We start from the raw sequence: 13,973 nt of genomic DNA on the forward strand, positions 1-13,973 counted from the left end.
ATGGTCATCCGGATGTCGTTTTCGGAACCACTGGCGAGTCGCACCAGAAGCTGATGATCGACAATGAACAATGCCAATTCTCGTGGAAAGTCCGAGAAACGACGGTGTTCGTCTCATGTCAGGCCAGTGCGCCGATGTGCGACACGACGTCGGCAACGGCCCCCTCGTCACACCGGCCGACCACGACGGTCGCCGCCGCGCAGGCGTCCGGATGTCCGCCGTACACCGCAGCGGCGAGCCCGGCCACGGCGAACATGGGGATGTCGTTCGGGTTGTCGCCCACCGCCGCAACCTCGTCCAGCGGCACCTGGCAGTGTCGGGCCAGCCAGGTCAACGCGGTGCCCTTGTCCGTCCCGGCCGGCAACAGCTCGACATAGGTGGGCTCGGACACCAGCGTGGTCACCCCGGGCAGGGCCGCCCGCCCGGCGACACCGCCCGCCACCATCGAACTCGCGCAGATCACCATGGCCTTGCTGACGCCCCCGGTGGGAAGGTCGTCCCAACTGGTCACCGGCTCGATGGTCAGCCCGTCCCGGGCCGCGTACGCGTCCAGCAACACCGACTCCGCCACCCGGTACGCCCGCCCACCCACGAAGGCGACGCCGGCCGCCTCCTCGGGCAGGTCGTCCAGCAGGCGGCTCACCCCCACCCACGCCGATGTCGACAGTCGCCGGTCGAGCAACACCTCACCGGTGCTCAGGTCGCACACCTGTGCACCGTTGAGCAGGATCGCCGGTCCGGTCAGCTCCAACTCGGCGTAGTACGGCGCGGCCGACTCCCTACTACGGCCGGTGGCGATCACGACCTGTCCCCCGTCCTGGCGGAACCGGTGCAGAGCCGCGCGGCTGCGGGGCACCATCCGCAGCGAACGGTCGACCAGCGTGCCGTCCAGGTCGGTGACGATCCACCGGTAACTCACCACGTCACCTCGTGGGTCTCCGTGAACGCGTCGAGGATGACGCCACCGACCGGATCGAGCGTGCCGACGGTGGCCAGGTAGCCGGGGCCCTGCCAGGACGGCGTGCCCGGGCCGCAGGCCGGTCCACGGGGCGAGGCACCGGCCGGCCCGCCCGTCGGGCTGTCGTCCATCCGGTCGATCGGGCGCAGGCCGAGAAAGCGACCACCGGCCTGCCGTACCAGCAGACTGCCGGCGGCCAGATCCCAGGCGCTGACACTGAGGCCGAGCGCAACGTCGACCCAGCCGGCGGCAACGTGCGCCAACGACAGCGCGGCGCTGCCCGGCCGACGGGTGGTACGGAACTCGGTGATGAACCGGCCCAGCCGGGCCAGGGCCAGATCGCCCTCGGCGCGCAGCTCGCGCGGGTTGGGATAGCTGCTGACCAGCAGAGCCTCGGTTTCCTTCGCCGCCCCTTCGCTCCGCAGCGGCGTCCCGTTGTGGAACGCGCCGGCCGGGCCGGCGGTGAAGAGGTCCCGGCGTACCGGGTCGTAGATCGCTCCGGCGACCACCACGTCATCCACCACCGCCGCCACCGAGGTGCAGAAGAACGCCAGTCCGCTGGCGAAGTTGGCGGTACCGTCGATCGGATCGACGTACCAGTGCACCCGGCCCGTCCCGACGGCGCCGCCCTCCTCGCCGACGATGCGGCTGTCCGGCACGGCGTCCAGGATGACGGCGCGGATCGCTGCCTCGGCCGCCCGGTCGTGCTCGGTGACCGGATCGTGCCGGTCGCGTTTGAAGTCCATCTCCGGCCGGGACCGGAACGCGGCTCGCAGCTGGTCGGCGACGCAGGTCGCGGCGCGCTCCGCCACCTGCGTCAGTTCGTCGCCGAGCGCACCTTCGACTGTCATACGTATGCCCCCTTCAGCAGCACCAGCAGTTCCGCCGGGTCCGCGACCACCGCATCTGGCTCGGCGGCCACCTCGTACGGCAGATCGTAGGTATCCCGTGCGGTCATCAGAATGGTCGCGCCGACACCCGCTCGTCGCCCGCACAGCACGTCGCGGTCGAAGTTGTCACCGACGTACCACGCCTGCCCGGGCTGCACTCCGAGGCTGCGGCAGCCGATGCCGATCATGTCCGGATGCGGCTTACGGATGCCCAGTTCGTCGCTGTAGATCTGCAGGGCGAAGTGCTTCTCCAGGCCGGCGTGGGCCAGCCAGTCCCGGTGGACCACACCGGAGAGGGCGTTGCTGACGACCCCCACAGGCAGCCCTCGCCCGGTACACCAGGCCAGCAGATCGACCAGTCCGTGCCGGGCGCGCCGTTCCGAACGCAGTTCGCCCATCCGCCGGCAGAGCAGCCAGGCCTGGCTGGTCACGATCGCCCGGGCCTGGTCCGGCCAGTCCCCCGCCACGAAATCGCGCCAGAACATCACCGGGGTCAGCTCACTCGGCGTGGGCATCCTCGACATGGCGTTCTTCCAACCGGAGTCGGCAGCGGCACCGGCCAGGATGTCGCGGCGTACCGCCGTGGTGTCGAACTGCCGGCATCCACAGCCATCCAGCAGCGCGTACACCTCGGCCGCCAGGTCGTCGGCCCAGTTGGCCCGGTGCACCGTCTGGACCACCACGCCACCGAAGTCGAGTAGCAGGGCCCGGGGTGGGGTCAGGGTCATCGCACCCCGCCCGTGGCCAGTGGATCCGCAGCGTCCGGCCGCCCCTGGTCGACCACGTCCCAGTCGGCCCGGCGTCGGCCGTCCGCCCCGAACAGGTGCAGGTCCGACCGGGCCACCCACACCGTCATGGTGCTGCCGGGCAGCGCCTCGAAGGCCCGGAACGTGACCGCGAACAGTTCCGTGTCCCGGCAGCGTAGTTGCACGGTCCAGCTGGAACCGGTCGGCAGTACGGTCTCCACCTCGGCCGACGTCCGCCACACCCCGGCCGGGACGTCCGCTGCGTCAGCGGCCAGCCGCAGGGATTCGGGGCGGACCCCGACCGTGCCGCCGCCGGGCGGTCGGCCGGTGACCTCTGCGACGTAGCTGGCCAGATGCGCACCGAGCCCGTCCCCGCCCCGATCAGCCATCGGAACCAGGTTCATCGGCGGGCTGCCGACGAAGGCGGCCACGAAGACGCTGGCTGGACGTTCGTAGATCTCCATCGGCGGCCCGAGTTGCTCGACGACACCCTCGTTCATCACCGCCACGTGCGTGGCCATGGTCATGGCCTCCAACTGGTCATGGGTGACCAGCACGACGGTGGACCCGGAGCGCTGATGGATCCGCTTCAGCTCGGCCCGCATCTCCAGACGCAGCCGGGCGTCCAGGTTCGACAACGGTTCGTCGAGCAGCAGCACCTCCGGGTCCACGGCCAGCATCCGGGCCAGTGCGACGCGCTGCTGCTGCCCACCGGAGAGCTGCGACGGGAAACGCCTGGCATAGTCGGCGATGCGCAACAGCTCCATGGCGGAACGCACCCGGTTGTCCCGCTCCGGGCCGGGCACCTTGCGCATCCGCAGCCCGAACTCGATGTTGCGGGCCACCGTCATGTGCGGCCAGAGTGCATAGCTCTGGAACACCAGCCCCATACCGCGCTTCTCCGGCGGCACGTACACACCCTGCCGTACGGAGTCGAGCAGCTTGGTCCCGACCCGGATGTCGCCCGCCGTCGGCTGCTCCAGCCCGGCGATCATGCGCAGGGTGGTGGTCTTGCCGCATCCGGAGGGGCCGAGCAGGCACATGAACGCACCGTCGGGGACGACCATGTCCAGATCGCGTACGGCGTACTGCCCGGACAGGTAGCTCTTGCTGACGCCGGATAGTTCGATCAGGGGCATGTCTAACCTCCCAGCCCACTGGAAAGATTGGTCCTGGTGACCCGCTGGGCCAGATAGGTCACCGCGAACGAGACCAGCGCGATGACCAGTACCGCCGCGTTGGCCTGCTGGGTGTAGCCGTAGTCCACGAGGTGGATGGAGAGCGTGGTGAGCAACGGCATCCCCGCCGTCGCCAGCATGATGACGATGGACAACTCCTTGATCCCGGAGATGAACGGCAGGACGACACCGGTGGTCAACGCCCCCTTCTGGATCGGCACCACGATCCGCCACAACCGTCGGAACCAGCCGGCTCCGACGACCTGTGCCGCCTCTTCCGGCTCCCTGCCGAGTTGCATCATGGCGGCGATGCCGGACCGCGACGAGTACGGCAGGTGGGTCACCACCATCACCAGCACCAACAGGGTCACCGTGCCGTACAGGGCGGGTATCGGACCGCGCGGTACGGCGAACAGCGTCAGGTACGCGGCGGCGAATGCGATTCCCGGCACCAGGTACGGCAGGAACGACACCTGCCGCAGGAGTCCCGAGATGCGTGGGCTACCGGAGCGCACCACCACGTAGCCGACGAGCAGCCCGAGCAGCCCGCACAGCAGTGCGGACAGGCCGACGATCCGGACACTGTTCCACATCGCCTCGTACAACTCGCCACCGCGGAGCAGCCCGTGCGGGAAGCCGACCGCCTCGGGGATGTCGGCGGCCAGCCAGAACCGGAGGGTGAAGTTGTCGGCCCGGAACACACCCGGAGCGTGGGTGACGGTGGACAGCAGCAGCGTGACCAGTGGCACCACCACACTGACGACGAAGACGCCGAGCCCCACCCCGTACGCGGGCCAGCGCCAGCGCCGCAGGTCGGTGGCCCGGTCCAGACCGCCCTTGCCGCCGATGGTGACGAACCTTCGCTGCTCTCGCACCAGGCGCATGTCGAACAGCACCACCAGCACGCCGAGCAGGACGATGACCGCACCGATCACCGCAGCGACCCCGGAGGACCGGGTGTGGATGCTGCGGTAGAGCGAGGTCGACAGCAGCGAGTAGTCGGTCGGCAGGCCGAGGATGTACGGCGTACCGAACGTGCCCAGCACCCGGCCGAAGATGAGCAGCGTCGCCGAGGACAGCGACGGCAGCAGCAGCGGCAGCACCACGTTTCGCATCGCCTGTCCCCGGCTGGCGCCCAGCACCCGGGCCGACTCCTCCAGCTGCGAGTCCATCCGGCGCAACGCGTTTCCGAACAACAGCAGCACGAACGGGTAGTAGTGCAGACCCAGCGTCACGATGATCGGCACCGCGCCGTACGCCAGCCAGTTCGGCGTGGTGATGCCCCAGCTCTCCAGATAGCCCGGTGTCCCACCGGAGCTGCCGTTCTTGAACAGCGTCAGCCAGGCCAGCGCGAACGTCCACGACGGCAGCATGTACGGCACGACCAGTGCACCGGCGAGGAACCTGCGACCCGGTACGTTGGTCCGGGTGACCAGCCAGGCCATCGACCCGCCCAACACCACGGCGAACAGGATCACCCCGATGCCGACCGTCAGGGTGTGCCAGAGCGGCTCCCAGAACAGGTCCGTGCTGATCGGTGAGCGGAACACGCGCCACAGGTAGTAGCTGGTCGCGCTCCCGACCGACGCACCGGCCCGCAGGTCGTCGCCGTACTGCACCCGTACGGCGTCGGACACGATCGCCACCAGCGGCGCGATCACCAGGTAGGCGAAGGCCCCGATCAGCAGCACCCCGATGATGGTGGTCGGCTCGGCCAGCAGCACCCGAGCCCGATAGCGCAGCCGGCCACGCCAACCGGTAGCGGGCGGATCGATCACTGACATCTCGTCGTCCTCCCCAGCAGCAGCACCCGGACCACCGTCAGCCGTGCTTGACGCGCCAGAAGTCCTGGACCGTCTGCGCCTGCTGGTAGTCCTTGAGCAACTGGTCCGACCGGACGGCGAACAGCTGGGTGTCCCAGTTGGTCAGGCCGGGCGGGTTGTTGGAGCTGGCTGGTACGGCCTTGTTGCCGGAGATGCCACCGGAACCCATTTCGTGGACGATGCCCTCCTGGGTCATCACGAAGTGGATGAACAGCTTGGCCGCGTTGGGGTGCTTCGATCTGGTGGCGATCGCACCGTACTTGTCGTAGGAGAAGCCGACCCATGGCGAGAGTCCTTCGCAGACCGCCATCCGGTAGCCCTTGTCGGCCACGTCGCGGAACTTGGCGATGGACAGCAGGCCGATCCGGGGCTCCTTCTGCTGTGGCGCGGCGACTGCGGCGGTGGTGTCCTCGTCGGCCTTGGTGAGCACCGGCTTGTTGCCTGCCAACCGCTTGATCCACTCCCAGGACGCGTTCTGCTCGGTGGTCTGTAGCGCGGATCCGGTGTGCTTCTGGTAGTCCTGTGCCAGGCTGTCGGCACCGTGGTTGGTGGTCTGTGAGAGCCACTGCATCAGGGTCGGTTTACCCAGCGGGTCCTGCATCACTACCTTGCCGGCCCAGGCCGGCTCGGTCAGCTCCCACATGCTCTTGACGGGACAGCCGTTGGGGAACAGGCCGGTGTTGTACGCCCACACGTTGGCCTTGGAGAGCACCAGCAGTGGGTTGCGGTTCGCGTCGGGAATGTCCTTGGCCAGGTCGGGCGGAATCCACGTGCTGACCACGTTGCGCGGCAGCAGCTCACCGACGAGCACCGGCCCGTCCTCGAACAGCGTCACGTCGATGGTGACGTTGTCGGCCTGGTTCTCGCGGGTCATCTTCTCCGCGGTGTCGCCGCTCTTCGACTTCACGCCCTCGGCCTTGATGCCGTACTTCGCCTCGAAGGCCTTGGCGACCTCGACGATGTCGCCGCTGGAGTCGTATGCCAGGACGCTGCCCTCCTTCCTGGCCGCTTCGACGAGGGCGTCGAGGTCGAACGAGGCCGCATCCTCGACGGCGGCGGTCGGCAGTGGAGTGTCGCTACCGGCACCGCTGCTGGAGGGGGCACAACCGGCTACGCCGATAAGCACGATTCCGGTGAGGAGCACCGCCGGCAGCCGGCGGGCGAGCTGGTACGAACGCAGTGAATGCCTGCTCACGGTGCAAGCTCCTTCGCTCGTCGGGTGCCTGGAGCACCCGGTGGGGGTGCGACCCTCGGCCGCGTGCCAAGAGCGTATCGCCGTTCATCTTCTTGTCAAGACATATTCACTTTCGATTAACCTGCCGGCTCTACAAAGTACGCTTGAGCATGGCGTCGGCCAGTGCGTCCGCCGCCTCCCCCAGCCGCAGCCCGACCACGTCCAGGCGGCGTAGCAGCTCCCGCCGCTTCAACACGGCCGCGTCGACCCCACCGGACAGCAGGACCGTCAGACAGATGCCGTACCGGTGCCGGACCTGACCGGCCCGCTTGTGCGCGGCCAGCGCCGCTTCCGGCACCTCCTGTGGTCGGGGCAGGATCCGGTTCACCGCCCGACGCAGGTCCTGTAGGCCCAGATTGACCTGCTCCAACAGGGCAACCGCGTCGCCGTCCAGCCGCACCCCGTAAAGGTCGGTCTCCCGTACGTAGTCCCGTAGATGGTCGAGTACGTCGTCGATGGACCGGGACAGCCGGAACAGGTCCTCCCGGTCGATGGGCGTGGTCAACGCGGCGGACAACTCCGGCACCAGCCGGGCCCGGTGCGAGTCCCCGAGATGCTCCACGTCGGACATCAGCGCCCTGGCCCGGGCCGGCTCGACGTGACCGCTGGTCACCCCGATCGCCAGGGACACCCCGTCCAACGTCGCGTCGATCTGCTCCACCAGCAGTCCGACGATCCGCCGATGTGACCGGCCGGCGAGGTCGTCGAGGAGACGGCGCAGGCGGGACATCAGGTGACCCCTCTGAGCAAACCACCCATCACCAGCCCGGTCAGGAGGCTGGCCGGCAGGGTCACCAGCCAGGCCACGAGCACCGGCAGGGCGAACTGCCAACGTACCCGCCGCACACCCTGACTCGCCCCGGCACCGACCAGGCCGGCCGCCATCGACTGGGTCATGCTGACGGGTGTGCCGACACCGGCACTGCCGAACACCGCGACGGCCGAAGCCAGTTCAGCCGAGACCAGACGCCAGGGACGCGCCGGCAGCAGGCCGAAGGTCGCCCCTCGGGCCATCCGCCGCAGGCTGAACAGCGCCCCGGCACCGAACACCCCGGCCAGACCGACCAGGACCGACCAGTGCGGGGTCCGCATTCCGGCCGTGCCGTGCAGCGAGGCCAGCCCGACACCGACCACGGCGAACATCTTCTGCCCGTCGTTGGCGGCATACGCGAGGCTCTGGCCGGAGAACGCGGCGAGGTGCGCGAGCCGTACGACGACCGGTAGCCGGGACGTCGTCGGTAGGCGGCGCGCCAGCCTGCCGAAGAGCAGGCCCAGAAGACCACCGACCAGTGGCGCCGCCGCCGCGATCACCAGCACCCCGCCCAGCGTGTCCCAGGCGGTGTGCGCACCGGCACCGGTGGCGGCACCGGCGAGCCCACCCAGTACGGCCAGGGTGATGCTGGTCGGCACACCACGCCAGGTGAGCACGCCGACCAGCAGCAGGGACGCGGTGACCCCGGCCAACACGACCAGCGGGCCACGCCGGTCGGTCGGATCCAGCAGCCGGTCGGTGAAGGTACGCGCGACGGTCAGCCCGAACAGTGCCGGGCCGGCCGCGACGGCCGCCAGCAGCACCGCCAGCACGGCGTACGGCGGCACCTCGCGATGCCGTACCGCCAGCGCCAGCAGCGCGGCACCGTCGTTGGCACCACACACGAAGACGAACGCCGTGGCCAGCAGCGCGAAGGTGAGGGCCACCGGAATTCACCAGTGGCCGCGCTGGGTCGCCTTGCCCTCGGCGTACCGACGCTGCGCCGCCGGTAGTTGGGGCGTGCTGCCGGTCTGCGCGACCGGCACGTCCCACCAGGCGTCGGATGACGGCCCCGGGTCACCGGTGAGCGGGGTCCGGACGTGGATCACCGTCGTGGTCGTCGCGTCGCGGGCCCTGGCCAGCGCAGCCCGCAGCTCGTCGGGGTCGGTGGGACTGCACACCTGCGCGCCGAGGCTGGCGGCGTTGGCAGCCAGGTCGACCGGCAGGTCCGGCCCGTCGAGCAGACCGGTGCCCGGCTGTCGCGCCCGGTACGCCGTACCGAACCGCTGGCCACCCACCTGCTCCGACAGTGCGCCGATCGAGGCGTACCCCCGGTTGTCGACCAGCACCACGATGAGTTTCACGCCTTCGGCGACCGCGGTCGCCAGCTCCTGCGCCATCATCAGGTAGGAACCGTCGCCGACCAGGACGAACACCTCGGCGTCCGGGACGGCCAGCTTCACGCCGAGGCCACCGGCGATCTCGTATCCCATGCACGAGTAGCCGTACTCGACGTGGTACTGGCCGGGTGCGGTGGCCCGCCACTGCCGGTGCAGGTCACCCGGCATCGAACCGGCCGCGCAGACCATCACGTCACCTGGCTGGACGGCGTCGTTGACCGCCCCGATCACCTGGGCCTGGGTCACCGGACCACCGGTCGCCGCCCGACCGGCATCGACCGCCGCGTCCCAGCCTGCGACCAGCGTGGCGATCCGCTCCCGTCCGGCTGCCGGCAGCGACCAACCGGCCAACTGCTCGGTCAACTCGCGCAGGCCCTCGCGGGCGTCGGCGGTGAGCGCCACCGCGCCGAGCTTCACCGAGTCGAAGGCGGCCACGTTGAGGTTGACGAAGCGTACGTCGGGATCGGCGAAGACGGTCCGGGAGGCGGTGGTGAAGTCGCTGTAGCGGGTACCGATCCCGAGCACCACGTCCGCCTCCCGGGCCAACGCGTTCGCCGCCGTGGACCCGGTGACGCCGACCGGGCCGGCAACGCGGGGATGACCGTGCGGCAGGGCGCCCTTGCCGGCCTGCGTCTCCACCACGGGTACGCCGGTAGCGGTGACGAAGTCGGCCAGGGCCTGCGTGGCACCGCTGTAGATCACGCCACCGCCGGCCACGATCAGCGGTCGGTGGGCGGTCCGCAGCAGCTCAGCCGCCCGGGCCAGCGCCGCACGGTCGGGCCTGGGCCGGCCGATGTGCCAGACCCGGGGGGCGAAGAGTTCATCCGGAAAGTCGTACGCCTCGGCCTGCACGTCCTGCGGCAGGGCCAGCGTCACCGCCCCGGTCTCGGCCGGGTCGGTCAGTACCCGGGCCGCGGCCAGCAGCGCGGCCGGCAACTGCTCCGGTCGGTTGATCCGGTCCCAGTAGCGGCTCACCGGTCGCAGCGCGTCGTTGACCGAGACGTCGTACGACCTCGGGTCCTCAAGCTCCTGTAGCACCGGGTTGGCGACCCGGGTGGCGAACACGTCCCCGGGCAGCAGCAGTACCGGCAGCCGGTTGACGGTGGCCAGCGCGGCACCGGTGACCAGGTTGGTGGCGCCCGGCCCGATCGACGTGGTGCAGGCGTAGGTGGAGGTGCGCAGCCGGGTGCGGGCGTACGCGGCTGCGGTGTGCACCATCGCCTGCTCGTTACGGGCCTGGTGGTACGGCATCCGCGCACCGGCCTGCAACAACGCCTGGCCGAGCCCGGCCACGTTGCCGTGCCCGAAGATGCCGAAGCAACCGGCGATCAGCCGCTGCCGTACGCCGTCTCGTTCGGTCTCCTGCTGGGCCAGGAACGTCACGACGGCCTGGGCCACCGTCATCCTCATCGGTTCCTCCCTCGGTACGAGGTCATCGGTACCCGGGGATCGGGCTGTTGCCGCTGCCACGAGTCGCGGACCCAGTGGTGCGCCGGGTCGTCCCGGCAGGCCATCGTGCGTTCCTGGGCCGGCCCCGCCAGCACGTTCAGGTAGTACAGGTCGTACCCCGGGGCGGCGATCGACGGACCGTGGTAGCCGTCGGGGACCAGCACCACGTCGCCGGTGCCGACCTCGGCCAGCACCTCTGTGCTGCCGTAGACCCGCTGGTAGGCCAGCCCGCCGGTCTCGAAGTAGTAGATCTCCTCCAGCACCGCCTCGCCGTCGCCGTCGGTGTCGTGCTTGTGCGGCGGGTACGACGACCAGTTCCCGCCGGGCGTCAGCAGTTCGACCGCGACGAGCCGGTCGCACTCGAACGCCTCCGGGGCGCAGAAGTTGTTCACCTGGCGGGTGGCCGGACCGGCGCCGCGTACCTCCACCGGTACCCGGTCGGCCGGTCCGTAACGGGCCGGCAGCCGACGCGAGGCCCGGGCCGAGGGCAGCGCGCAGCGCAGACCGGTGCCGGTCGCGACGGTGACGGTGGCGGCGATCGGCAGGTACGCGAAGTCGGTGACCCGGTCGAACACGCTGTCCCGGCCGTCGAGCCGGAACGTCCGCCCGTCGCAGGTCACCTCGCCGCTACCGGCCAGCGGCAGCAGGATCTGCTCGAACTCACCGGTGTCGAAGGTGACCTCACCACCGACGGGTAGTTCCAGCACCCGCAGACCGCAGTAGTGCCAACCGGCCAGTTCCGGGGTCACCTGGACCGGGCAGCCGTCGCCACCGCTGGCCGTTCCCGCTGGTAGATACATGTCCTCACCCCAACAGTGCGGCGGCGGCGTCGACGGCGGCAGTCACGTCGTCGTCCGGTGGATAGAGCAGCGCCCGCCCGACCACGAGACCGCGTACGCCCGGGTTGGCCAGTGCCTTCTGCCAGGCCGCGTACGCCTCCTCGCCCGCCGACTCACCGCCGAGCAACAGCACCGGCAGCGTGGTCGACTCCAGTACCCGGTCCATGTCCGGCACCACCGGCAGTTTGAGCCAGGTGTACGCGGACGATGCGCCGAGCGCCTGGCCGACGCCGATGGCCCGGATCAGCGCCTCGGGCCGGGCGTCCAACTGTGCCCTACCGTCGGTCCGGGTCACCGGTAGCGGTTCGATCATGGCCATCAGCCGGTGCCGCGCCAACTCGGTCACGGCGCGTCCGCAGGCCTCCAGGGTGCTGATCGTGCCCGGGTCGGCCGGGTCGATGCGGCAGAGCATCTTGCCACCGTCGAAGCCCATGTCCACGATGGTCCGGGGGTCGTAACCGGTGAACCGGTCGTCGAGTTCGAACACCGCACCGGTGAGGCCGCCCCGGTTCATCGACCCGATCACCAGGCGACCGTCCAGGTCACCGAGGAGCAGCAGATCCTCGATGACGTCCGCGGTGGCCATGACGCCGTGCACCCCCGGCCGGGACAGCGCGGTACGCAGTCGCTGGAGCAGGTCGATCCGGCTGGCCATGGCGTCCGGCCGGTCCCGTACGGCGACGGTTCCCCGCGCCGGATGGTCAGCGGCAATGATCATCAGCCGTTCGTCACCCCAGCCGGTCCGACGACGCCGGTCCGCGGCGGCCTGCGCCACCAGTTCGGGACGGCTGGCTCGCTGGCGGGTCAGGGCACGGATCGCATTCTCGGTCGTCATGCTGCCTCTCCCATCAGTGCGCACACCTCGTCGACCGTGGGCATCGCGTCCGAGCAGGCCAGCCGGGCGGCGACGTGCGCGCCAGCCGCGTTGGCGAAGCGCAGGGTCCGCTCCAGTGGCCAGCCCGCCAGCAGTCCGTGGCAGAGCGCACCGCCGAAGGCGTCTCCCGCGCCCAGTCCGTTGACCACGTCGACCGGTGTCGGCGGCACCACGATCCGCCTACCGTCGACGTGTCTGGCCAGCACACCGTCGGGGCCCTGCTTCACCACGGCCAGCCGTACCCCGGTGGCCAGCAGGGCGTCGGCCGCCGCATCGGGCTCGGTCTCACCGGTGGTGACGGCGCACTCCTCCCGGTTGCCCACGGCGATGGTCACCGCGCCGGTGGCCAGTGCGTCCCGGTAGGCCCGGGTGGCCTGCGCCGGCTCGGCCCACAGCCCCGGCCGGTAGTCGAGATCGAGCACGGTCCCGCCGTCGGCCGGACCCGCTGTAGCCCGGTCGCGTCGCAACTCGAGTACGGCATGGTGCGCGGCCCGGCTGGGCTCGGCCGAGAGGCCGGTGCCGGTCAGCCACACCAGCCGCGTGGCGGCCAGCACTGGCCGGTCCAACTCGTCCGGATGTATCGCCAGGTCAGGGGCTTTCGGCTGGCGGTAGAAGTAGATCGGGAAGTCGTCCGGCGGGAAGATCTCGCAGAAGGTGACCGGGGTGGGGAGCCCGGGCACCTCGGTCACGTACGCGTCGTCGACCCCGTACGCCCTGAGGGCCCGGCGCACGAACGTCCCGAACGGGTCGGCCCCGGTCCGGGTGACCACGGCGGTACGTCGACCGAGACGGGCCGCTGCGACGGCCACGTTGGTGGCGCTGCCGCCCAGGAACCGGGCGAAGGTGTCCACCTCGGACAGCGGCACTCCGGAGCGCAGCGGGTACAGGTCGACGCCGACCCGGCCGATGGCGACGAGGTCGTAGGGCCCCTCGCGCGGCGACCGGTCCAACACGGGTGTGCCCATCACGCACCTGCCGAAGAGGCGAGACGGGCCAGGCTGCGCTGGACGTCGGTCAGTGGACCACTGCCCCCGGCCGGCTCGCCGACCAGCACGGTGTCCTGTTCCATGACGTACCAGCCGGCGTAGCCGGCACCGGTCAGCGCGGTCAGGATCTCGGCGATGCCGACGTCGCCGTCGCCGAGCGGCCGGTACATCCCGGTGGCGACCGCGTCGCGGTAACCGACGTCCCCGGCCCGCACCCGCGCGGCCAGCGCGGCGTCGACGTCCTTGAGGTGTACGTGGGCGATCCGGTCGGTGGCCTTGCGGGCGATCTCGACCGGATCGGCACCACCGACGAGCAGGTGTCCGGTGTCCAGGCAGAGCCCGATGTCACTGCCGTCGAGGACCCGCCAGACCTCCTCGGCCCGCTCGACCAGGGTGCCCACGTGCGGGTGCAGGGTCGCGACGATCCCGTGGTCGGCGGCTACTCCGGCCAGTGCGTCGAGGCGGGCCAGCAGCGTACGCCAGCCGGCGGTGTCGCGCGTGCGCCGCTGGTCGTACCCGACCTGCCCGGTGGCCGCCGCCAGCACCAGCGTGGACGCTCCGCTGGCCAGGAACGCCGGTAGCTGCGCCAGTACCTCGGGCACCGGATCGTGCCCCGGTTCGTGCAGTACGACGGGCACGAAGCCGCCCACCGCGGTCAGCCCGTACCGGCCGAGGAACTCCCGCCGCTGCGCCGGGTCGGCGGGCAGGAACCCGTCCGGCCCGAACTCGGTGGCGACGATGCCGAGGGCGGCCATCTCGGTCAGCACCCGGTCGGCGGTCAGCTGATGACCCCAGCCGGGCACCTCGCACACGCCCCAGGAGATTGGTGCTCCGGCGATCCGCAT

Annotated in this window: 13 protein-coding genes; all 13 read right to left on the reverse strand. The window is 70.5% G+C overall.

The genetic code is table 11. The features are described from left to right. Window positions 1–118: 118 nt before the first annotated feature. The 13 genes from ACFQ4H_RS00515 to ACFQ4H_RS00575 all read right to left on the reverse strand — a co-directional run bounded on the left by ACFQ4H_RS00515 (window position 119) and on the right by ACFQ4H_RS00575 (window position 13,973). Window positions 119–919, reverse strand: coding sequence for an HAD family hydrolase (locus tag ACFQ4H_RS00515; protein ID WP_377565538.1), 801 nt, complete (start codon window positions 917–919; stop codon window positions 119–121). Continuing rightward, entirely contained in the window at window positions 916–1,809 is an 894-nt protein-coding gene (locus ACFQ4H_RS00520) for an inositol monophosphatase family protein (protein ID WP_377565541.1), read from the reverse strand. The genes ACFQ4H_RS00515 and ACFQ4H_RS00520 overlap by 4 nt, the downstream gene beginning before the upstream one ends. Then, entirely contained in the window at window positions 1,806–2,576 is a 771-nt protein-coding gene (locus ACFQ4H_RS00525; RefSeq protein ID WP_377565544.1) for an HAD family hydrolase, read from the reverse strand. Before ACFQ4H_RS00525 ends, ACFQ4H_RS00520 begins: the two co-directional genes overlap by 4 nt. Next, window positions 2,573–3,733, reverse strand: coding sequence for an ABC transporter ATP-binding protein (locus ACFQ4H_RS00530; RefSeq protein ID WP_377565547.1), 1,161 nt, complete (start codon window positions 3,731–3,733; stop codon window positions 2,573–2,575). Before ACFQ4H_RS00530 ends, ACFQ4H_RS00525 begins: the two co-directional genes overlap by 4 nt. Before the next feature lie 2 nt (window positions 3,734–3,735). Continuing rightward, complete coding sequence (locus ACFQ4H_RS00535; protein ID WP_377565550.1) at window positions 3,736–5,556, reverse strand: ABC transporter permease; 1,821 nt, start codon at window positions 5,554–5,556, stop codon at window positions 3,736–3,738. A 37-nt stretch (window positions 5,557–5,593) separates the two neighbouring features. After that, complete coding sequence (locus tag ACFQ4H_RS00540; RefSeq protein ID WP_377565553.1) at window positions 5,594–6,790, reverse strand: ABC transporter substrate-binding protein; 1,197 nt, start codon at window positions 6,788–6,790, stop codon at window positions 5,594–5,596. A gap of 130 nt (window positions 6,791–6,920) precedes the next feature. After that, the gene (locus ACFQ4H_RS00545; protein ID WP_377565556.1) at window positions 6,921–7,559 is read right to left on the reverse strand and encodes a DUF47 domain-containing protein; all 639 of its coding nucleotides are present in this window, start codon (window positions 7,557–7,559) and stop codon (window positions 6,921–6,923) included. Then, window positions 7,559–8,527, reverse strand: coding sequence for an inorganic phosphate transporter (locus tag ACFQ4H_RS00550; RefSeq protein WP_377565560.1), 969 nt, complete (start codon window positions 8,525–8,527; stop codon window positions 7,559–7,561). Before ACFQ4H_RS00550 ends, ACFQ4H_RS00545 begins: the two co-directional genes overlap by 1 nt. A 6-nt stretch (window positions 8,528–8,533) precedes the next feature. After that, complete coding sequence (iolD, locus tag ACFQ4H_RS00555) at window positions 8,534–10,390, reverse strand: 3D-(3,5/4)-trihydroxycyclohexane-1,2-dione acylhydrolase (decyclizing) (protein ID WP_377565563.1); 1,857 nt, start codon at window positions 10,388–10,390, stop codon at window positions 8,534–8,536. Beyond that, window positions 10,387–11,229, reverse strand: a complete 843-nt coding sequence (iolB, locus tag ACFQ4H_RS00560; protein ID WP_377565566.1) for a 5-deoxy-glucuronate isomerase — start codon at window positions 11,227–11,229, stop codon at window positions 10,387–10,389. The genes iolD and iolB overlap by 4 nt, the downstream gene beginning before the upstream one ends. Window positions 11,230–11,233: 4 nt before the next feature. Then, window positions 11,234–12,103 (reverse strand): Cgl0159 family (beta/alpha)8-fold protein, encoded by an 870-nt coding sequence (locus ACFQ4H_RS00565; RefSeq protein WP_377565569.1) that lies wholly within the window; start codon window positions 12,101–12,103, stop codon window positions 11,234–11,236. Further along, window positions 12,100–13,107 carry a 5-dehydro-2-deoxygluconokinase gene (gene iolC / locus ACFQ4H_RS00570; RefSeq protein ID WP_377565571.1) on the reverse strand — a complete coding sequence of 336 codons (1,008 nt, stop codon included), beginning with the start codon at window positions 13,105–13,107 and terminating at the stop codon, window positions 12,100–12,102. Before iolC ends, ACFQ4H_RS00565 begins: the two co-directional genes overlap by 4 nt. Further along, window positions 13,107–13,973: a TIM barrel protein gene (locus ACFQ4H_RS00575; protein WP_377565573.1), complete on the reverse strand. Its 867-nt coding sequence runs from the start codon at window positions 13,971–13,973 to the stop codon at window positions 13,107–13,109. Before ACFQ4H_RS00575 ends, iolC begins: the two co-directional genes overlap by 1 nt.

This window comes from Micromonospora sonneratiae (genome assembly GCF_042679305.1).
Lineage (GTDB): Bacteria > Actinomycetota > Actinomycetes > Mycobacteriales > Micromonosporaceae > Micromonospora_H > Micromonospora_H sonneratiae.